This is a genomic window from Epilithonimonas tenax DSM 16811 (genome assembly GCF_000428485.1).
In the GTDB taxonomy this organism is placed as follows: Bacteria; Bacteroidota; Bacteroidia; order Flavobacteriales; family Weeksellaceae; genus Epilithonimonas; species Epilithonimonas tenax.
On the sequence record NZ_AUAA01000048.1, the window covers coordinates 1 to 21198 of the forward strand.

Sequence of the window (21198 nt, forward strand, 5' to 3'; positions counted from 1 at the left end):
GCATTAACTTTCATTCAATTTGTAAATGTTTTTGTATTTAATAGAAAAATGAATAATATTAAAATTGCATTAGTTTGATAATGCACTACGAGTTAACTTTAATCAAATAATAAAAATCATAAAATAACCAAACGCATCTATGAAAGAAAGTGTAATCTCCATTGTCCTCGGAGGTGGTAGAGGAAGCCGATTGTTCCCTTTGACCAATACAAGATCCAAACCAGCTGTTCCCATAGCGGGAAAATACCGTTTGGTTGACATTCCAATTTCAAATTGTCTCAACTCGGGACTTAACAGGATATTGGTTCTGACCCAGTTCAATTCTGCGTCTCTTAATTCGCACATCAAAAACTCTTATCACTTTGATATTTTCAGCAAGGGCTTTGTAGATATTTTGGCTGCTGAGCAAAATGTTGAAAACGAAAACTGGTATCAGGGCACCGCAGACGCTGTTCGCCAGACCATGAAGCATCTGGATAAATATGAATACGAATATATTCTTATTCTCTCCGGAGATCAGCTTTATCAGATGGATTTTCAGGAGATGATCAAGTTCCATAAAGAGCAGGGCGGCGATATCACCATTGCTACCATTCCTGTCAATGCCAAAGATGCAACAGGATTCGGTATTATGAAAGCAGATGAAGAAGGCAATATCACTTCCTTCACAGAGAAACCAGGCCAGGATATCTTAGGTGATTGGAAATCTGAAGTTAGTGATGAAAGCAGGTCGCAAGGCAAAGAGTATCTGGCGTCGATGGGCATCTATGTGTTTTCAAAGGATGTACTTCGCAAATTATTTTCTGAGCACGAAGGTGATGATTTTGGAAAAGATTTTATTCCTGCAGCTATCGGGAATTACAGCGTGCTCAGCTATCAATATGATGGCTATTGGACAGACATCGGAACTATAGAATCTTTTTATGAAGCCAATCTGGATCTTGCACAGGATCTGCCGCAGTTTAATCTATTCAGTTCTAATCCTATTTATACAAGAGCACGGATGCTGCCGCCATCTAAAATTAATGGATCGTATGTAAGCAAAACAATTATCGGAGATGGTTGTATTATCTTGGCAGATAAAGTAGAAAACTGTATCATTGGTAACAGAACAAGAATAGATCGCGGCTCAACCATCGTGAATTCTTATGTGATGGGAGCGGATTATTACCAAACTGCTCAGCAAGTGGCACAAAATGAAGCAGAAGGAATCACCAGTATGGGCATCGGAAAATACTGTTATATTGATAAAGCCATTCTGGATAAGAACTGCTATATAGGAAATAATGTGAGGATCATCGGAGGGAAACATCACCCCGACGGCGATTACGACACGCACTCTGTGAAGGAAGGCATAGTTGTTGTAAAAAAGAACGCTGTAATACCAGACGGTACCAATATTATGTAATGTTAATATATAATTGCAAAACCCTTCACAAAGAAGGGTTTTTGTTTTTTAATTTTGGCAAATAATTTGTCACACTACAATTTAAACAATTTTAATGAAAAATATCTTTTTATTTGTCGGGCTTTTCATCTTTTCTGTGCTTTCTGCTCAGTTTGATAATATCAATCCTGGTGAGGTAGTCAGCTTCAGGATCCATTACGGTTTTCTTACGGCTGGTAACGCTACATTATCTACAACCAAGACCTCTTACAAAGGTCAGCCCGCGTTCTATGTTCGAGGTGTTGGTAAAACAAGTGGTGCTGCAAAAGCTTTTTTCAAAGTAGAAGATGTTTATGAAAGCTACATCAATGAAAAAAAAGAACCGCTTTTCTACGTCAGAAACGTCTCAGAAGGTAGCTACACGCAGAATCTCCATAGTACATTCAACCCGAACAATAATACTTTGGTTTTGGTAGATAAAAAACATACCGATAGACCAGCCAAAACGGTAAAAGTTCCTAATGATGTTCAAGATATCTTATCCTGCTTCTATTATCTGAGGAGTGTGGATAACCTGAAAGTCGGCACTGTTTTGAAAATGAGTGTCTGGATAGATGATGAACTGTTTCCATTTCAATTAAAAGTCGCAGGTATAGAGAAGATCTCTACCAAGTTTGGCAAAGTGAACTGCCTCAAAATTATTCCGTCTGTTGTCAGTGGAAGGGTCTTCAAAGACAAAGAAGGCGTTACGATGTGGGTCACAAATGATCAGAACAGGGTTCCGGTCCTCATCAAAGCAGAACTCGCAGTGGGATCTCTCAAAGCCAGTATAGACAGTTATGCCAATGTGAAATACCCTATAAAATTCGAAAAATAAATATACTGAAAATCAATCCGTTATGAGTGATTTTTTGTTTTGATGTCAATAAATTGCTGATGACAAGTTTAGGATTCCAAAAGAATTTTAACTTTGAAATAAATTATAACTATGAATCAGCTTACAGTTCAGACACAAGTCAATAAACCCATCGAGCAGGTCTGGGATCTGTTCACCAATCCCAAACATATCGTCCAATGGAACTTTGCACACGAGAGTTGGGAATGTCCGTCGGCAAGTAATGATCTGCAAGTTGGCGGTCTGTTACAAACAAGAATGCAGGCCAAAGATGGGAGTTTTGGTTTTGATCTTATTGGGATCTATGATGAGGTGGTAGAACATCAAAGCTTGAAATACCATTTGGAAGACGGCAGAAATGTCGAAGTGATCTTCAAAAAATTATCCGATGATAGGAGTCAAGTCTCACAAATATTAGATCCCGAAAATCAAAATCCCGTAAGCCTTCAAAAAGACGGATGGCAGGCTATTTTGGATCACTTCAAAACCTATGCGGAAGCTATCTAGCAGCATTAATTTGGATTGATAAATACAGAAAACAAAAACACATGCCATTTTCAATTATGGTATATTGCGGACAATCCTTTAAATTTATACGATAAAAAAACAACAAATTATGGCCACAGTCAATCCTTACCTTACTTTTCACGGGCAATGTGAAGAAGCCTTCAAATTCTATGAAGCCGCATTCGGGACCAAAGTTCCTTTCTGGGGCAGATTTGGTGAGATGCCACCAATGGAAGGTATGCCACCGCTGGCAGAAGCGTATCAAAACCAAATCATGCACGTTGCACTTCCGATTTCCAAGGAAACCACGCTGATGGGCAGCGATTCTCTTCCCGGGATGCGCGAGTACAAAAACGGTAACGATTTTTCAGTTTCCATCAACACAGATTCCAGAGAAGAAGCGCTGAATCTTTTTACAAAACTTTCTGAAGGTGGCAAAGTCACGATGGAACTTCAGGATACATTTTGGGGCGCTTATTTCGGGATGTGGGAAGACAAGTTCGGGATCCAGTGGATGGTGAATTATGACGATCCGGAGAAAGCTCAGGCACACTAAACCACTTATTCAAATAAAGATAGCTTTGCGATTGCAAAGCTTTTATACTTTATATTTTCAGTTATTAATTCTTCCTGACTTGCCGTAGTAATGATGTGATTTAACGTTATGATTTTGTAATGAAAGAATTTCCCGGGATATTCAGCAGTTGCAAAAGTTTCATACTTTTAAGTACATTAGACAAACTGATTCATCATCAATTTTAATGCTATTTCCCTTGTAATTTTTACTCGTATCTGGAGTCTCGAAAGAATCATTGATGACAGAGGAACCGATCTAAGTTGGGGCGTATATTTTATAAATGTTTTCATTATCATTAATGATTTCTCTAGCAAAACCAAGCTTTATCTCATTAAAAATAAGTTCTTTTGCATCGTCTAATTTTGCGGCCATAGTTCTAATGGTATAATTTTCTTCTGGCTCAAAAATATGGCTTGAGCGTAGCGGGATTCCTCCGACTGGGCTCAGGATAAATTCCAGACGGAAAAAGGCGTCCAAAAAAATATTTAAGGTAAACAGCTGCATGTTGCGTCTTCCTCAATGTAAAACGTAAATTTTAAAAAGTATGAATAAAGGAATTTTAGCGATCGCAGGTTTATCCGCCATCGCCATCATCGCAAAAAAAGCGCAAAAAAGAAAAGCATTCGTAAGAGGGATTTTTGACGAATATGATGTGAAGGAAAGAACGCCGTTTGGATTCGCAGACCGTATCAGAACAATGGACGACGAGGAATATAACGCGCTGAAAGACAAAGTGAGAACACAATTTGGAAGAGGCTGCTGCCAGCGCAGAACTGCGGAAGCGGAGTAATTTTAAGAAACTAAATGAAAATTGTTAAAAAAAACGGGAAGTTATGCTTTCCGTTTTTTGTTTTTACAGCGCTGAAATCATTAAATTTGTTTTGTGAAGGATTATTATTACTTTCTCGGGATTCCTCAAAATGCTTCTGCAGAAGACATCAAAAAAGCCTACCGCAAATTGTCTTTGAAATACCATCCAGACAAGAATGAGAATGATGATTATTTCTCTGACCGGTTCAAGGAAGTGAAGGAAGCTTACGAAACGCTTACCAATCCTGAAAGGAAAAGACTTTACGATCAGAATCTGGGCAGTCAGCAACGAAATGTGAAAAGCATCTTGCCACCAAAGATCAAGAACTTCTCTGCGAGTAAAATCCGTGCGCAGAAAGATGAGGAAATCACGATCTACTGGAATACGTATGATGCTGATCTTGTGAAAATTGTGCCCTTAGGATTAGAAAAACCGAATGGCGAAAGGAAGATCAGAATAAAGGAATTCGATTCCCAGGGGAAGTTTCAGATCTTGTTGCACGCTACCAATACAGTTCTTCATAAAACAGTTGTTCAGGGGATTACGATTACAGAATTGACAGGACATGAAGCTGGTGCTGAGGAAGGAAATCCCAATCTGAATAATCCTGCAAATGCCTCGCAAGCGCAAAAAAAAGAAACCACATCTACAAGACTGGTTTCCCTCATTATATTTTTAGCATTGGCTGCTGTGCTGATCTGGTTGCTGTTTAACTGATCTTTTCGCGACCTGGACATTTTTTACAGCGTTTGCCTTTCTTGAATTTTTTGCAGCAATTCTTTTTACTACAATACATTTCTTCTGTATTTCCAAAGGCTGGTGCAAGCGGTGCAATTCTAAATGCGATAACTGGCTGATTCATATTGCAAATATAAATTAATTTAGAATAAATACAAATTAAAAATTAAAATATTTCACAAATACCTTGAAAGAAGACTATTTCAGATAAGGCGCTATTACTTTTGACCATAGTTGATAGCCTTGCGGTTTCATGTGGAGCATATCTTCCAGAAAAATGTCTGTTCTTACTTTTCCATTGGCATCGTTCATCACCTTTGTAATATCTATATAATCTGTCCGTTTTTGAGTGTTAAGGTAAGCTTCTATCATTCCGTTGACTTCTTTTACAATGGGCCAATATTGCTCACGGCTTGGCGAATATTTGATGGAAACGTAAGCAACAGGAACTTTGGGATATGTCGCCCTGATCTTCCCGAAAAATATTTTGAATCTTTCGAAAACTTCCGTGGCTGTTGGGTTGTCCATTGCGATGTCATTTTCTCCACAGTAGATCAGGATCTGTTTTGGTTTGTAAGGCTCCAGAAGTTGGTGGGCGTAATGGTTTAGATCCAATAATCTTGATCCGCCAAAAGCCCTGTTTACAATTGCTTTTCCGGGGAAATAGTCCGTGACATCTGTCCATTTGGTGAAAGATGAGCTGCCGACCAGAAGGATTGGTTTTTTCGGGATTCGGTTTTGCTGATCCATCTGTTTGAATGCCTGAATTTCTTTCCAATAAGGTTTGTCCTGACCGAAGAATAGGAGAGTGTTGAGGATCAGACCAAGGGCGAAAAGTTTGAATAGATGTCTGTAAAGTCTCATAAGTTTTGATATTTTGAAAATTCAAGTTACAAAAAAACAGCTGCTGGACGCAACTGTTTTTTACTCTGGTTATTTATTCTTGTGGCTTTTGCCGTTTTTGTTGATAAAAAAGGCAGAAACGTTCATTTCTACCTTTGATAATAAGTTGCTTGTCAAAATTATTCTACGATAAATTTGGTATTCAGTTCACCAGTTTTCAGGATATAGACGCCTTTTGGTAAATTGTTTAGTTGTATTGTACTGCCGTTTTGAAAAGGATTTTCAATAGTCTGAACGTTTTGCCCCACCATATTATAGATCATTGCTTTACTGAATTTTTTCAAATCCTTGTCACCAGTTACAGCAATGACATTTCCTTTTACGGGATTCGGAGCAATGCTAAGATTCTTAGAAAAAGAAGCATCATCTACTGCCAATGGTGCAGCTCCCCAGATTTCTGTAATCCATTCCGGATGATCAATGAATGGGTTTCTATTTCCTTGGTAAGCATAAACGGCTGTATTCCTGTCGATTTCTTTTTGAGAAACAGGATCTTGCTGATTCCATTTCAACAACATAGAAAGGAAAGGTTCTGCAAAGACTTTGGTCTTAGAACCATCATACATATCGTAAACAAAGTTTTGGATATTATTCTCATAACGTGTTGCAAAATAGAAATAAATTCTGGCGATATCACCTTTGAACTCGTTAATCGGTTCAAAGACAGTACCTCCATAACCATTCAGTTTGCTGCTTCCCAGTTTTGAACCATTTTTGGATGTCCAGCTGGCAGTACCAACTTCGCCGTAAGGCCAGTTGCTTCTTTTTCCGTTGACGTAACCATCCGTTGGAAGAAGGTGGTTGTAGTCATTGTGCATTGGTGTTGCATCATTGAAGGTAGATTTTGGAATCGTGTGCTCTCTGTTGTAGCAAACGCCCTCACCACTGTAGTTGCCGCATTGGTTTGCTACCATTGTGTATTTGTAAGGGTCTGTACCTGAGGGATTTTCAGAATACACATCCAGCACGCTGTTGTCATTTTCATAGTATTTATCTCTGTCTGCACTAGCAAATACGGCCCAGTTGTAGCCTTTGTCCTGATGCCCAGCCGCGATGATCTGGCTGACTTTGGTCTTCAGCGCAAAGCCTGTCATTCCCGCAGTGCCATTGTAATAGCCTGTTGGCGCTTGAGAAAATCCCAATGCAGAAATTCCAACAGCTAAAAGTAAAGTTATTTTTTTCATTCAATTTAATTAGGGCGGCTAAGGTATAAAATAAATTAAATATTAAAGTATTAAGTTGTTAACATTGTAGTATATTAATGGTTGTTAAATAAATGGTTTTAATTCAGAATTAATTAAATTTTGGTTCATTATCCTGTAAAACAAAAAAAGACAGAAGATAAATCTGTCTTTTTGATAAAGTGTGTTTTGTTTATTATTCAATCATAAACTTGGTGTTTAATTCTCCTGTTTTCAGGATATAAACGCCTTTAGGTAAATGATGAAGCGTAATGGTGTTTCCGTTTTGGAAAGGATGATCAATAGTTTGTACATTTTGTCCAACCATATTATAGATCATTGCCGTTTTGAACATCTTTAGATCTTTGTCTCCTGTTACATGGATCACATTTCCTCTGACCGGATTTGGAGCAATACTTAGGTTTTTGGAAAAATTGGCATCATCCACAGCCAGTGGAGAAGAACCCCAAATTGATGTTACCCATTCCGGGTGATCTATGAAGGGATTTCTGTTTTTCTGATGACTGTATGCTGCGTTGTTTCTCGCAATTTCTCTCTGGGAAACTGGATCTTGCTGATGCCAAAGCAAAAGTAGATTGAGCTCCCAAGTTACCAAACCTTGATTGACGTTGCTTGTATTAAGTATGTTTCCGCTGGAGAAACCAGATAGTCTTGTCTGGTATCTGGTTACAAAATACAACAGACATCTGGCGATGTCCCCTTTGAATTCATTAATTGGTTCAAAAGAAGCACCTGTATAGTTTCCTACTGTATTGTTTCCCACCTTAGAACCATTCAGTGATGTGAAAGATGGGTTTGTCACTTTTCCAAAAGGATAATTACTTCTCATTCCATTGACTTTACCATCTGTTGGCAAGATGTGAAGAAGATCGGAAACCATAGGACTGGCCTGATTGAAAAGACTTTGAGGCACGGTGTGCTCTCTGTTGTAGCAATCGCCTTCTTTACCATAATTCCCACATTTTTTCACACCGTGTTGGTAATTGTATGGATCTGTACCCGTTGGATTTTCGGAATAAATATCTAATACAGAGCCGTCATTCTCATAGTATTTGTCTGTGTCGGATGCGGGATAGGCATCATACAGAGCGTCATAACTTTTGGTTTGGTAACCTGCAGAGATGATCTCTGCAAGCTTGGTTTTCAAAGCGTATCCAGTAAGTCCGTTTGCTGTTGAATAATAACCTGTTGGTTCCTGGCCATTCATCATGCCAAATAATCCAATAGATAAAATAAGGATAGATTTTTTCATTTAAAAAAATTAGGGCGTAAATATATAAATTAAATTCAAAATAAAGGATGGTTTATTTTTAACTTGATGATAATATGATAAGATCAATAGCGATACTGTATAACTCACGTATATTTTGAAAATGCTATAAAAAATAAGGGATGAAACAATTCCTTATTTTTTTTTATGGACTTTTCTTTGATTATTCGACGATAAACTTGGTATTCAATTCTCCGGTCTTCAAGATATAGCTTCCTCTTGGAAGATGCTGAAGTATAATCGTGTTTCCATTTTGAAAAGGATTCACTATGGTCTGTACATTCTGTCCAACCATATTGTATATCAATGCTTTGTTGAATTGCTTTAGATCTTGATCTCCTGTGATATGAATCATATTTCCTTTGACAGGATTTGGCGCAATGCTAAGGTTCTTAGAAAAAGAGGCGTCATCTATTGAAAGTGCAGGACCCCAAACAGTTGTGACCCATTCCGGATGATCTATGAAGGGATTTCTGTTACCTTGATAAACGTAAACTGCATTGTTACGGTCTATTTCCTTTTGTGAAACAGGGTCTTGTGCAGACCATTTCAGTAGCATATTAATATACCAACTTTGAAATCCTGGGAACTTGCTGCCATCAAAGGGATTACCAGCAACACTTAAATTGTAAAAAGCAGATAGGTTGTCTTCGTATCTCGTGATAAAATAAAGATGCATCCTCGCCATATCACCCTTGAACTCATTAATAGGTTCAAAAACAGTTCCGAAAAATCCAGGCACTTTACTTGGTCCTATTTTACTCCCATTGAGAAAAGTCTGCGATGCAGAGGCGACTTCACCATAGTTTAAATTTCCACGTTTGGAATTGACAAAATAATCAGTCGGAATGACAAAGTTGGCATCATTGGCCATTGGTACCGCAGATTGTCCGCCAAAAAAAGATTTTGGTAAAGAATGTTCTCTGTTGTAGCAGAAACCTTCATTGTTTTGATTGGTACTGCCGCATTGGTTGCCACCAGCACTCACCTGACCAAAATTGTATTGGTAAGCATCATTGCTTACTCCAGGCGTAACATTTTGTGTGGGATTCTCGGCGTACATGTCGAGGATGGTATTGTCATTTTCGTAATATTTGTCCCGATCAGTGGTTTGGTATGCTTTCCACAAACCTGTGCTTCCAGAGCCATAGCCCATATCGCGGTGACCATTGGTGATGACTTGGCTCAATTTTGTTTTAAGTACAGCTCCGGTAAGGCCGCTGGTGCCATCATAATAGCCTGTAGGAATTTGCGCAGTAAGCAAGCCTGCAAATCCAACCAGTACAAAAAATATTGATTTTTTCATTTCAAAAAATTAGATGATAAAGTTAAGATTTTATTCAATTGTTTTTTTCTATCGATTTAATTTTTTAAGGAAAATTTAAGTTGGGGTTAATTTTTGTTGATTAAATTAAGGGCAATGATGTACAAATCAAACTTAACGTCATATTGACATAAAAGAAATGTGAAAAGTAAATGGTACTATTTTTCAAAAAGATAACTTTTGTTGATCTTAGAAAACAGAAAAGAAATGGTGACACCGAAGAACATAGCAACGGCAGAAACAATGATGTAGTTAAACAGCTCTATCCTTACAGGAAACGCCAGATTCTCACTCGCTTTGAAGAAGCCGGTCTCGATTTGTATAAAAGAAATAGCAGAACCAATGATCAGTCCGCAGATCAGCCCGAAGAAGACAATCAGCAGTCCGGTAAAGAAATAAGTCAATCGCAAATCTGTTCTGTTGAAGCCCAAGGCAATCAGTGCTTTGGCTTGCTCTTTCTTGTCAAGCTGAAGGATCGTAATAGCGCCTGCCAAATTGAAAGTCGTAATAAAGATCACCAGGCCAAAGATTAGATAGATCATCAGTTTTTCCGTATTGATCATCTTCCAAAATGCAGCATTCTCCTCAGATTTGGTATGGACGATGATCTTGCTTCCAAACATCTTGGTCAGATCTGATTTAATTAATTCTGAATGGGCTGCATTTTTAAGCTTGATGACAATCTGGTAACAAGCCGATTTTGGAAGTCCTAGAAGTTCCTGTGAAAGCTCTAGCGGCGCAATGATGTAATTGTTGAGCTGGTCATTCCCAGGGAAAATCCCACTCACGTAGATGTCCTTTTTGTTGAAGATGTCATTCTCCTGCTGGATGATTCCTTTCCCGGGTTTTGGCATTAGTATCGTTGCAAAATCCTGACTGGAGTTCACGGGAAGAGATAGTCGGTTGTCCAGCCCATTTTCCATAATGACCTCGTTGTTGTATTTGAAGTCCGGATATTTTCCGTAAAAAATAGTTTCGTTGATAGGGTTGACCTGGATATATGCCGAGTCCACACCACGCAGATAGGCAATTTCCCCGTTGTCCTTATAGCCCAGATAGACTTTTTCCTCAATGACCTTCGAGAAATTGGAAATGTCAGAATTGGTTCGGAGCGCGTTCTCTATTATATCAATATCAGGAATCACTTTTCCTATTTTGCTTTTTATCGTAAGATCCGCATGCAGATTGGCGATCATATCTTTGTTCAGCGCTTCCAGACCGGAAAAAACCGAGATGATGATAAACATGGCGGCCACAGCTGCTACCATTGCAAAAGCCGCCAGCCACGTGATAAACGTCACTGCCGTACTTCCTTTTTTAGAAATAAGGTATCGGGATGCTATGTAAAAAGCATTTCTCAATCGTGCGAAGGATTATAGGATGGGATTGTCGCCTTCACCTTTCAGTTCTCTTTCAATGCGTTCTACATCATCCAGACTCGTGTCGATATAGAATGCCAATTGAGGAATGATGCGCACCTGTTTGGACATTTTCTGCCCAATGTAATTGCGGTAAAAAGAATGATTGGTGTTGATTTCCTTCATAATTGGCTGGCGCAATTCTGTCGGGAAAATGCTCAGGTATATTTTTGCGATACTTAGATCTGCCGTTACTTTCACGTCAGAAACCGATACCAAAAAACTCTGTTTACTTTCTGATGCCTGTTTGCGGAAGATCTCCGCCATATCTTCCTGAATGATTTGCGCTACTTTGCGCTGTCTGTTACTTTCCATAAATGCTGCAAATTTAGTGTTTTTGTTTGGATTTTTGCACAAGCAATTTGATGTTGCTTATAAGCTTGCAAGATTAACCGTTATTGGGGCAGCTGATTGACATTTGTCGAAAGCTATTTTGGATATTGATGATGGCAGCTTTTCCGCCTTCCGTTCCCGCTTTTTTTGTCATTGCGAAAAACGTGTAGCGATAAACTAAACGATTCAGCAATCGCAATGGCAAAAAAGAGCTTCACTCAAGTCGGGCTGCGGATGATACGTCAAACAAGATGTGTGGTCAGGCTGATATTTTGACATTCCGTAGAGAAAGCAATCTCGCTTTTGATCTATAAAAAATCATTACTCTACTTCAGGAGCCAGATCAAACTCGCTTTCAACTCCCGTTTCCAGTAATCCTCAGAATGTGTCCCATCTTCATCGATCTTCACCACGATATGCTTCGCGGGAACAGATTTTTTTAATAACAGTTGACTCACAGTTTCTATTTCCGGGACCATCGTTTCATCTTCGTTTTTTCCGGCAACGAAATAGAATTTAGAATTCTCGAGCTTGTTTTTATTGGTATGAAGGTATTGGTTCAGATCCTGAGAAACAAACCAAAAAGCGGGACTGAAAATACCCGCTTTTCCGAAAGCTGCCGGATATTTTGAACAAGCATAAAGGGAAATCAATCCGCCCATAGAACTTCCCAGAATAATGGTTTTCGATGCCTGTTTTTCGGTTCTGTAACTTCTATCAATATATGGTTTCAGTGTTTTTGCCAGGAATGCCACATAAAGATCACCTTCACCGGTGGTTTTGTATGCTTCATTATTCCACGGCGAATATTCTGCCAGGCGTTTGTTTGCGCCATTATCGATACCAATGACGATGGCAGACTTCCCGGTTTCCTGGAAGATTGCATTCATGGTTTCATCCACGCGCCATTCTCCAGAGAAACTGGTAAAATCATCAAAGAGATTCTGGCCGTCGTGCATATAGATCACCGGATATTTTGTCTTCGAAGTTTCATAATCGGGCGGTAGATAGATCCAGATTTTGCGTGTTGTTTTAAGTTGCGGAATGCCGAAGTTTTCACTTAATATTTTGACATTGGAAGCTGCTGTGTGCTTCTTTTCCTTTGGTGAACTCCAGCGCTCAACTTGTAGTTCTACAGTTTGTTTCTTGTCAGGGTGATTCAGGGTTCTATTGGGAATCCCATTGCCGTTGACGTCCGTTTCCGCTGATTCCCAGTTTCCTTGGGTGATCTTGTATTCGATCTTTTGGTTTCCTGACGGAATTGTCAAACTGTAAACACCATCACTGGTTTCCTTGAATTCGAACTTAGGATCATCGGCTTTCCACCCATTTAGACTGGAGGCGAAAAAAAGTCTGATGTTGTGAGAACTGTTCTCAGGAATCTGGGTGATTGTCAATGTAATCTGCGCACGCAAGGACGGTAACAGCAGAACCGAAATTATTGAAAACCATTTTGTCAAGCCAAAAAAATTAGTATTCATAAGTGGTGTGAGATTTTATAAAATCTACAGTTTTTTTAGAAATGTCCTTAGCTTCTGACAAATTTAAATTTCCAAAAGTGTGTTTTGCGTTTTCTACTGTGTAAAATTTGTAAGGAACCTTATGGCTTTTCAGAGCTTCCTCCAGTTGCTGAGATTGCGTGATGCTCACTACAGAATCTTCTGTTCCGTGGAAAATAAGTGTCGGTACAGTCGATTTTGAGACGTAGGTCATAGGAGAGTAGTCGCTGTTCTTCTTTATCACTTGGTCTTTTTGCGTATCGATATCAAAACCCGTCAACTGAATCATTTTTTCGTGTCTCGTTTTGTAGCTTGTTGGTGAGTAGATCTTGAAAATACCAAGCATCAGGCTATTTGCATTGGTGTTAAAAAGCGCGTTCAAATTGGTTGGTGCATAAAAGTCTACCACATATTTCAGCTTAGGATAGGGGTGATTTGTATCTGCAGTATCCGTTTTTTTTTGATTGTAAGCGGTCAGTAAAGCAATGTGCGCACCCGCAGATCCGCCCCAGATTCCCATATTATTGATGTCCAGATTGTATTGTTCGGCATTTTCACTGATCCATTTGATGGCATTTTTGGTATCTTCCAGAGGTTTTTCGAGATGTGTATTTTTGTTAAGCAGCGTGTAATCTATGCTGATGACAGTAAACTCATTTTCCAACAATTCCTGCAAAATATACGCTCGGAAGTTCTTCTTTATCATTAACTTGTCGCCTTTGTCCCAAGCGCCGCCATGGACGTAGATCACAACGGGCGATTTTCCCTTTGTACGGTTTTTGGGCTGGTAGATGTCAAGCTTCAACGAGCTGTTTTTATAATCGATATCGTGATAGAAGTTATAGCGCAATTTTGGTTCTGGTAAAGAAATGTCACCTTTTATTTTCTTTGAGCTGATTTTATAACTTAATATGCTGAGAATGATCAAAGAAAAAACGAGGATGATTTTGTAGATAATTTTCATCTAAAAGCTTATGGCGTCTCAAATATAGAGAAATTTAAAGTTAACATTAGGCTAAATCATATTTTATGAAAAATTTAAGGTTACGATTTAAATGTAATCTTTTCAGGTTTTGTAAATTTGGGACACTTTTATCCGTTCTCTTTTTGAAAGAAGGAGCACATAATTAAAATCAAATTTAAAATGACGACAAAATACGAACAGATCCCAAGTTCATTATTCGTAAAAAACAGAAAGAAATTTGCAGAGCAATTATTGCCAAAATCTCTGGCTGTTTTCAATTCCAATGATATCTATCCCATCAGTGCAGATTCTACGATGCCTTTCCAGCAGCATCGAGACATTTTTTATCTAAGCGGAGTAGATCAGGAAGAGAGTGTTTTGCTTGTTTTTCCTGATGCCTATCTGGAGGAGAATCGTGAGATCTTGTTTCTAAGAGAAACCAATGACCATATTGCAGTTTGGGAAGGCGAAAAACTGAATAAAGAGCAGGCTTATGAAACTTCCGGGATCAAAACCGTCTATTGGCTGAGTGATTTTGATAAGATCTTCAAAACCTTGATGTACGAGGCGGAGAATGTTTACCTTAATAAAAATGAACATTACAGGAGCTCTGTAGAAACCGAAACCCGCGAAGACCGTTTTATCAAAAAGATAAAAGCGGATTTCCCAATGCATCAGTACAAAAGGAGCAATCCAATTCTGCAGCGTTTGAGAAGCATCAAAGAACCAGAAGAGCTGGCGTTGATACAGAACGCCTGTAATACGACGGAAAAAGGAATCAGACGATTGTTAAGTTTCATCAAACCGAATGTTTGGGAATACGAAATAGAGGCGGAACTGATTCACGAATTTGTAAGAAATAGAAGCAAAGGATTTGCCTATACACCAATCATCGCAAGCGGAAATAATGCCAATGTCCTCCATTATATTGCGAATAACCAGCAGTGTAAAGATGGTGATCTCATCCTTTTGGATGTAGGTGCAGAATACGGCAATTATTCCAGTGATTTGACCAGGACAATTCCTGTCAATGGAAAATATTCTGATCGGCAAAAAGAAATTTACAATGCTGTTTTGCGATGCAAAATAGAAGCGGAACAAAGATTAATTGCCGGAAATAACTGGTACAGATTCCATAAAGAGATGGGCGAGGTCTACACTGCAGAGTTGCTGCGGTTAGGTTTGATCGACAAAGCGGATGTACAGAACGAAGATCCAAAATGGCCGGCTTACAAGAAGTTTATGATGCATGGCACGTCTCACCATATGGGATTGGATACGCACGATTACGGTATCCTGACAGATGATTTTGTAGAAAATATGGTGTTTACAAACGAGCCAGGATTTTATATTCCGGCAGAAGGATTTGGCGTCAGAATTGAAGATGATTATGTGATCCAGTCGTCCGGAACACCTTTCAATCTGATGGGGAATATTCCGATTACCGTGGAGGAGATAGAAGACCTGATGAATTCTTAAAAAAAGGAATTAGAGTTGAGGTATGAGGATGTAGAAATAGCTGACTTTAAAATTTCGCATAAAAAATCCCGATCATTATTAGAATGGTCGGGATTTTTTTCTTTATTAATTTTGATTATTTCTTGAAGAACTCCATCAGATCCATATAATTTTTCTGGTTCACGCCGTGTCCAGCCATATATTCTCGGAAAGAGAAATAAGCGCTGAGATCGTACAGTAATTCTGCTCCTTTTTTGGCCCATTCCAGGGGGATTGCGGCATCATCAGTTCCATGCGAAATAAAGAACCTCAAATGCTCCAGTTTTTTCTTGTCCTTCACCATGTTTTTCAACAATCTGTCTTCCGGAAAAGTGCTTAGAAGAGCCACTTTAGAAAACAATTCAGGATAATGCAAAGCCAAAGAATAGCCAATCATTCCACCTTGGCTGAAACCGCAAAGGTGCGTTTTGTTATCTGTCAATCCATAGTGGTTGGAGACTCTCAGGATGTTTTCCAAAACCTGTTTTACGGCTGCTTCTGCTTGTACTTCGTCCAGAAAATTCTCCTCATTCAAGAAATCGATATCAAACCAAGCAAAGCCACCATTGTTGGCGTCTATTGGCGCACGAAAACTCACGACCAGCCAATCTTCCGGCAAGGTCGGGACAAAATTGAAAAGATCCTGTTCATTGCTTCCGTATCCGTGAATCAGAAACAAAATGGGCGTTTCCGGCGTGATATTTTGAGGCTCTCTTACGAGATATTGTAAGTCCATATTTTTAAATTAAGTACAATTGTAAAATGTAAAAAGTACCACGTATTTTATTAATTATTTTAAATGACTGAAACGATGAAATAATTCTTTTTCCCTTTTTGAATTAACAGAAATTTCCCAGCGATCAGATCATTTTCAGAAACCGAAAAGTCAGCATTAACTTTTGCTTTGTTGACAGAAATTGAATTGCTTTTTAATTCCCTTTGGGCTTCGCTTTTTGATTTTAAAAATCCAACTTCTGAAAGCAAGTCAATGATATTCAAGCCGATAATTTTGGATTTTGAAATCTCATAGTTGTCAATTCCATCATAGATTTCGGTAAAGATTTGCTCATTCATATCTTCCATTCCTTTACTGAATAAGATCTCAGAAGCTCTAACTGCTTTATCATATTCCTCTTTTCCATGAACCCAGATCGTCACCGCTTCAGCCAATTTTTTCTGAAGTTTTCTTTCGTGTTCAGCCGTTTTGTGCTCTTCGATCAAGGATTCAATCTCTTCTTTTGGAAGGAAAGTATAGAATTTGATGAATCTTTCTGCGTCTGTGTCAGTTGCATTCAGCCAGAATTGGTAGAATTTGTAAGGTGAAGTTTTCTTTGCATCCAGCCAGTAATTCTCGCCACTTTCAGACTTCCCGAATTTGGAGCCGTCTGCTTTTGTGATCAAAGGAACGGTCAAGGCGTACGCCTCACCACGTGCTTTTCTGCGGATCAATTCTGTTCCTGTGGTGATGTTTCCCCATTGGTCAGATCCTCCCATCTGAAGTTTTACGCCTTCATTTTGGTAAAGGTGAAGGTAGTCATATCCTTGTAAAAGCTGGTAGGTGAATTCGGTAAAACTCATACCGTCCACACCGGAATCTCCGGAAAAACGTTTTTTCACAGAATCTTTCGCCATCATATAATTTACGGTGATGTGCTTTCCTATGTTTTTGGCAAAATCGAGGAAGGTGAAATTCTTCATCCAGTCGTAATTGTTGACAAGAATCGCTTTGTTATCGCCATCGCCGTCAAATACCAGGAATTTGGACAGTTGGTTTTTAAGACAGTCCACGTAATAGAGAAGCGTTTCCTCGCTCAAAAGGTTACGCTCTGCAGATTTTCCGGAAGGATCGCCAATCATCCCAGTTGCGCCGCCTACCAATGCAATCGGCTGATGACCGTGCTGCTGAAAATGGGCCAGGATCTTGATCTGGATCAAACTTCCGATATGCAAAGAATCCGCTGTTGGGTCAAATCCGATATAGGCTTTTGTCATTTCTTTGTCCAGTTGATCTTCCGTTCCCGGCGTCATATCAGAAAAAAGTCCGCGCCATTTCAGTTCTTCTATAAATGCATTCATTGTCTTAAAAAATTTCGTGCAAAGATAGGAATTACAAGTGGTAATCTATTTGAACTTTTGGAATTATTGTGATGTACTTTTTAATGAAAAAATACGCCATTTGCTGTATTGACACCGTTGATTGCTTTTACCGCTTTGGTCTCAGGACAGGTCGAAAAGTTGACTATTGCAGACCATACGTATTACGGTACGAAAGCAATCCCGAAAGCAATCACCGGAAAGTATTGGTATGAGAACAGCAAAGAGCCGATTGTTGAGATCAATGGAGATGGGACAGGTTATTTTCAGGTGCATGATGTGCCGGCTTATCCCGTAACATATTGGATTGAGACTGATGCATTCGGAAATGTTCAAAAAAAGAAAAGTGAAACCAGCAGCAAATATGAGGTGGTTGTGATCCTGAAGTATAGCAGCAACGGCGAAAGCGGCTGGAAAGGTGCGAAGGCTGGGAAATATGACCGAATTGATGTGACGATGGCTTTTGACCAGGGCTATGCTATCGTAATGGGAGAACGATTCCGGAAGTCATCAGTTTTGTCATGTGTTAAAAATGAACTAACTAACTAACTAACTAACTAACTAACTGATTTGTAATTTAGTCAAGTCCGTCTCTTTGGTGGATTTTTTTGATCAATCTAAATTCTGTCTCATAGATTATGGGCAGAATTGGTTTGATAGACCAATTCCTAGCCCTGATGGAAGCGGCATCCTTTTTTATTTTTGATAGACAGGCTGTGCTGATGAGCAAGCGTTGTAAAATAAAAAAGATACAGTGGACAGCAGGTTCCCGGCTCCTATAAAAATAACGCAAAAACACTTAACTTTGCAGAATGAATCAGGATACCATTTGTGCATTAGCAACAGCGAACGGAATAGGAGCGATCGGGATTATCCGAGTTTCCGGAGTACAGTCTTTTGAGATTGTGAATAAGATATTTGAGGGCAAAAATCTGGAAAAGGCAGATTCTCACACGGTTCATTATGGTTTCATCAAGGATGAGGAAGAGGTGATAGATGAGGTGATGCTGTCGGTTTTTATGGCTCCAAGGACCTTCACGACGGAAAACTCTGTGGAGATCTCTTTTCACGGTTCGCCTTACATTGCTAAAAAAATATTGGAAGTCCTGATCAAAAATGGGGCACGGATGGCGAAGGCCGGTGAGTTTACGATGCGCGCTTTTATGAACGGCAGGATCGATCTTTCCCAGGCGGAATCTATCGCAGACCTGATTGCATCTGATAACGAAGCGTCCAGAAAAGTGGCTCTCAATCAGCTGAAAGGCGGGATTTCGCAAGAGATCTCGATCCTGAGAGGCGATCTTTTGAATTTTACTTCGCTCATCGAATTAGAGCTTGATTTTGCGGAGGAAGATGTGGAATTTGCTGATAGAACAGCCCTGAATCAATTGCTGAACAGGATAGAAGATAAATTAAAATCGCTCATCGACAGTTTCCAATATGGCAATGCGATCAAAAACGGAACGGCTGTGGCGATCATCGGAAAGCCAAATGCCGGAAAATCTACCTTGCTGAATGCGCTTTTGAAAGAAGAACGCGCGATTGTGAGCAGTATTGCAGGAACTACGAGAGATACGATTGAAGAAATCCTGCACATCAAAGGCAACGCTTTCCGACTGATAGATACAGCAGGATTGCGCGAGACGCTTGATGAGATAGAGGCCATTGGTGTGAAAAAAGCGAAAGAAAAAGTGGATAGCGCTGATATTTTGGTGTATTTGGCGGATGCGGCAACGGTGGATTTTTCTGAAGATATTGCGGTGTTAAAATCGCTCCTGCGAGATGGTCTGAAACTCATCATCTGTGCTACGAAAATAGACGAAGTCTTACCCACCACGTATGATCTTGTAGAATCGGTTTTCCGGAATGAGATCAGTTCCGACTTTGATTTTATTAAGATTTCGGCTGTCGAAAATCAAAACATTCAGGATCTCAAAAATGAATTGTCTTCTTATGTAGAACATTTGAAATCCGAAGAAAATAACGTCATCATCACCAACCAACGCCATTTTGAAGCTTTGAAGAAATCGTTGGATTCAGTAGAAAAAGTGGAGGATGCTGTGAGCTCAAAAATCACCACTGAGCTTTTGGCCTATGAGCTACGAAATGCTTTGGAATACCTCGGTGAGATTTCTGGGGAGTTTAGTAATGATGAGGTTTTGGGGAATATTTTTTCTAAGTTTTGTATCGGGAAATAAATCTGTTTTCTTTTAGTTTCGTTTGATTTCTTTTATTTGATTTACAGTATTTTATGTAAATTTTATTTTCTTTTGTCAGAGTTTGTTTATACTTTTGTTACCAACTCTGTACCACTTCCAAGTATAAATTGATACAAAGTAGTACAAAGAGGTACAAAATACAAATTATGAAAATAGCATTGAATAAAAGGAAACTGAAAGATGGTAGAATCAGCTTGTCAATAGAATATTATCGTGGATCCGAAATTTCGGAGGAAGGTAAAAGAAGGCATCTCCGAAGTTTTGAAAATTTAGACACATACATTTTTTCAAACCCAAAAACACCAACTGAAAAGAAACATAATAAGCAAAGTCTTGAATTTGCTGAAAATGTACTTTCTATTCGTAAAGCTGAGTTTGTACAGGGTAAATTTGATTTGAAGAATACAAACAAATCAAAAAGGACTTTTCTCAATTATTTTGCTGAGAAAACTGAAGAGAAACAACAGCAAGATTCTTCCAACAATTACGGTAATTGGTTTTCAACGCACCAACATTTAAAAAAGGTTATTTCAAAAAATCTGACTTTTGATGAGATTGATGAAAATTTAGTCAAAAAAGTCCGGAATTACTTTGATAATGTAGCTAGGACAAAAAGTGATCTGCCACTCTCCCAGAATTCTAAATATTCATATTTCAATAAATTTAAAGCTGCGCTTAGGAATGCTTTTGATGATGGCTATTTGACTATCAATTATGCTTCAAAAATTAAATCTTTTGAGCAAGCAGAAAGTCAGAGAGAATATTTGACATTTGATGAAGTTCAATCCTTAGCTAAGTCCGAATGTAAATATCCTGTTTTAAAGAGAGCCTTTCTATTTTCTTGTTTATCTGGATTACGTTGGTCGGATATTAATACATTGATTTGGTCAGAAGTACGTGATGAAGGAGATGTGACTAAAGTGAATTTCCGCCAAGAAAAAACTGATGGTGTTGAATATTTATATATATCAAAACAAGCGAGAGAATTGCTCGGAGAAAGGCAAGGTCAACAAGACAGAGTTTTCAAAGGCTTAAAATATGGAATGACCTACAATACTGAAATTATCCGCTGGTGCAATCGTGCAGGAGTTCCTAAACATATTACTTTCCATTCCGCTCGTCATACGAATGCCGTGTTGCTATTAGAAAACGGAGCAGATATTTACACCGTTTCCAAAAGACTTGGGCATCGGGAAATTAGAACCACTGCTATTTATGCCAAAATAGTGGATAAGAAAATGAAAGAAGCAGCTGAGATGATACCGGAATTAAATATTGAAATTTAATTTTTATTACTATAACTCGTAGTGCATTATCAAACTAATGCAATTTTAATATTATTCATTTTTCTATTAAATACAAAAACATTTACAAATTGAATGAAAGTTAATGCTGTTATTTTGCTCAATATCCTTGTTTTAAAACCTTCAAATGATTTTGCGTAGTTGTTTCTGATTTTAAATTGGTCACAAAGCTGAGAGAATAATGTCTCTATTCTTTTTCTCGATTTTCTGAAAATATATTTTTGTTTTTGATAATTTTTTTGGTTGTTTCTCATGG

The 21198-nt window shown here is 38.7% G+C and carries 22 protein-coding genes; 10 read left to right on the forward strand and 12 right to left on the reverse strand.

The features are described from left to right. The first annotated feature begins 139 nt into the window (after positions 1–139). The 4 genes from F564_RS0115300 to F564_RS0115315 all read left to right on the forward strand — a co-directional run bounded on the left by F564_RS0115300 (position 140) and on the right by F564_RS0115315 (position 3345). The gene (locus tag F564_RS0115300) at positions 140–1408 is read left to right on the forward strand and encodes a glucose-1-phosphate adenylyltransferase (protein ID WP_028123396.1); all 1269 of its coding nucleotides are present in this window, start codon (positions 140–142) and stop codon (positions 1406–1408) included. A 94-nt stretch (positions 1409–1502) separates the two neighbouring features. Beyond that, positions 1503–2264 carry a DUF3108 domain-containing protein gene (locus F564_RS0115305; protein WP_028123397.1) on the forward strand — a complete coding sequence of 254 codons (762 nt, stop codon included), beginning with the start codon at positions 1503–1505 and terminating at the stop codon, positions 2262–2264. A 111-nt stretch (positions 2265–2375) separates the two neighbouring features. Beyond that, complete coding sequence (locus F564_RS0115310; RefSeq protein ID WP_028123398.1) at positions 2376–2789, forward strand: SRPBCC domain-containing protein; 414 nt, start codon at positions 2376–2378, stop codon at positions 2787–2789. A 109-nt stretch (positions 2790–2898) separates the two neighbouring features. Beyond that, positions 2899–3345 carry a VOC family protein gene (locus F564_RS0115315; protein ID WP_028123399.1) on the forward strand — a complete coding sequence of 149 codons (447 nt, stop codon included), beginning with the start codon at positions 2899–2901 and terminating at the stop codon, positions 3343–3345. Positions 3346–3621: 276 nt separating this feature from the next. Here the strand turns inward: F564_RS0115315 and F564_RS0115320 are convergent, their stop codons facing one another. Further along, positions 3622–3843, reverse strand: a complete 222-nt coding sequence (locus F564_RS0115320) for a hypothetical protein (RefSeq protein WP_154656894.1) — start codon at positions 3841–3843, stop codon at positions 3622–3624. A gap of 67 nt (positions 3844–3910) precedes the next feature. On the opposite strand from F564_RS0115320, the gene F564_RS0115325 reads away from it, so the two are divergent. Further along, the gene (locus F564_RS0115325; RefSeq protein ID WP_051259701.1) at positions 3911–4156 is read left to right on the forward strand and encodes a hypothetical protein; all 246 of its coding nucleotides are present in this window, start codon (positions 3911–3913) and stop codon (positions 4154–4156) included. A 93-nt stretch (positions 4157–4249) separates the two neighbouring features. After that, positions 4250–4894, forward strand: a complete 645-nt coding sequence (locus F564_RS0115330; protein ID WP_028123402.1) for a J domain-containing protein — start codon at positions 4250–4252, stop codon at positions 4892–4894. A gap of 219 nt (positions 4895–5113) precedes the next feature. Here F564_RS0115330 and F564_RS0115340 read toward each other — a convergent pair whose 3' ends face one another. The 8 genes from F564_RS0115340 to F564_RS0115385 form a co-directional block, all read right to left on the reverse strand. Continuing rightward, positions 5114–5779 (reverse strand): GDSL-type esterase/lipase family protein, encoded by a 666-nt coding sequence (locus tag F564_RS0115340; protein ID WP_028123403.1) that lies wholly within the window; start codon positions 5777–5779, stop codon positions 5114–5116. A gap of 158 nt (positions 5780–5937) precedes the next feature. After that, a complete protein-coding gene (locus F564_RS0115350) occupies positions 5938–7002 on the reverse strand; it encodes an endonuclease (protein WP_028123404.1) in 1065 nt (354 codons plus the stop codon). Between the two features lie 193 nt (positions 7003–7195). Next, entirely contained in the window at positions 7196–8272 is a 1077-nt protein-coding gene (locus F564_RS0115355) for an endonuclease (RefSeq protein ID WP_028123405.1), read from the reverse strand. Positions 8273–8453: 181 nt separating this feature from the next. Further along, positions 8454–9596: an endonuclease gene (locus F564_RS0115360; RefSeq protein WP_028123406.1), complete on the reverse strand. Its 1143-nt coding sequence runs from the start codon at positions 9594–9596 to the stop codon at positions 8454–8456. Between the two features lie 176 nt (positions 9597–9772). After that, positions 9773–10975 (reverse strand): ABC transporter permease, encoded by a 1203-nt coding sequence (locus F564_RS0115365; protein WP_028123407.1) that lies wholly within the window; start codon positions 10973–10975, stop codon positions 9773–9775. 12 nt (positions 10976–10987) lie between these two features. Next, complete coding sequence (gene rbfA / locus F564_RS0115370) at positions 10988–11347, reverse strand: 30S ribosome-binding factor RbfA (RefSeq protein WP_028123408.1); 360 nt, start codon at positions 11345–11347, stop codon at positions 10988–10990. Positions 11348–11691: 344 nt separating this feature from the next. Further along, positions 11692–12846 (reverse strand): alpha/beta hydrolase, encoded by a 1155-nt coding sequence (locus F564_RS0115380; protein WP_154656895.1) that lies wholly within the window; start codon positions 12844–12846, stop codon positions 11692–11694. Beyond that, positions 12836–13828, reverse strand: a complete 993-nt coding sequence (locus tag F564_RS0115385) for an alpha/beta hydrolase (RefSeq protein ID WP_028123410.1) — start codon at positions 13826–13828, stop codon at positions 12836–12838. Before F564_RS0115385 ends, F564_RS0115380 begins: the two co-directional genes overlap by 11 nt. 180 nt (positions 13829–14008) lie before the next feature. Between F564_RS0115385 and F564_RS0115390 the strand changes: the two genes are divergently transcribed. Next, positions 14009–15307 carry an aminopeptidase P family protein gene (locus F564_RS0115390; RefSeq protein WP_034981793.1) on the forward strand — a complete coding sequence of 433 codons (1299 nt, stop codon included), beginning with the start codon at positions 14009–14011 and terminating at the stop codon, positions 15305–15307. A gap of 115 nt (positions 15308–15422) precedes the next feature. Here F564_RS0115390 and F564_RS0115395 read toward each other — a convergent pair whose 3' ends face one another. Then, the gene (locus F564_RS0115395) at positions 15423–16061 is read right to left on the reverse strand and encodes an alpha/beta hydrolase (RefSeq protein WP_028123412.1); all 639 of its coding nucleotides are present in this window, start codon (positions 16059–16061) and stop codon (positions 15423–15425) included. A gap of 59 nt (positions 16062–16120) precedes the next feature. Then, positions 16121–17401, reverse strand: a complete 1281-nt coding sequence (gene tyrS / locus F564_RS0115400) for a tyrosine--tRNA ligase (RefSeq protein ID WP_028123413.1) — start codon at positions 17399–17401, stop codon at positions 16121–16123. A gap of 117 nt (positions 17402–17518) precedes the next feature. Between tyrS and F564_RS0115405 the strand changes: the two genes are divergently transcribed. The 3 genes from F564_RS0115405 (at position 17519) to F564_RS0115420 (ending at position 20924) form a co-directional block, all read left to right on the forward strand. Next, positions 17519–17968: a hypothetical protein gene (locus F564_RS0115405; RefSeq protein WP_154656896.1), complete on the forward strand. Its 450-nt coding sequence runs from the start codon at positions 17519–17521 to the stop codon at positions 17966–17968. Positions 17969–18231: 263 nt separating this feature from the next. Further along, on the forward strand, positions 18232–19617 hold the full coding sequence (mnmE, locus tag F564_RS0115415) for a tRNA uridine-5-carboxymethylaminomethyl(34) synthesis GTPase MnmE (protein ID WP_028123415.1): 1386 nt from the start codon (positions 18232–18234) through the stop codon (positions 19615–19617). 167 nt (positions 19618–19784) lie between these two features. Next, the gene (locus F564_RS0115420; RefSeq protein WP_028123416.1) at positions 19785–20924 is read left to right on the forward strand and encodes a site-specific integrase; all 1140 of its coding nucleotides are present in this window, start codon (positions 19785–19787) and stop codon (positions 20922–20924) included. Positions 20925–20953: 29 nt separating this feature from the next. Here the strand turns inward: F564_RS0115420 and F564_RS0115425 are convergent. Next, positions 20954–21198 (reverse strand): transposase (locus F564_RS0115425; protein ID WP_028121599.1); only part of this gene is annotated, 245 nt, incomplete at its 5' end.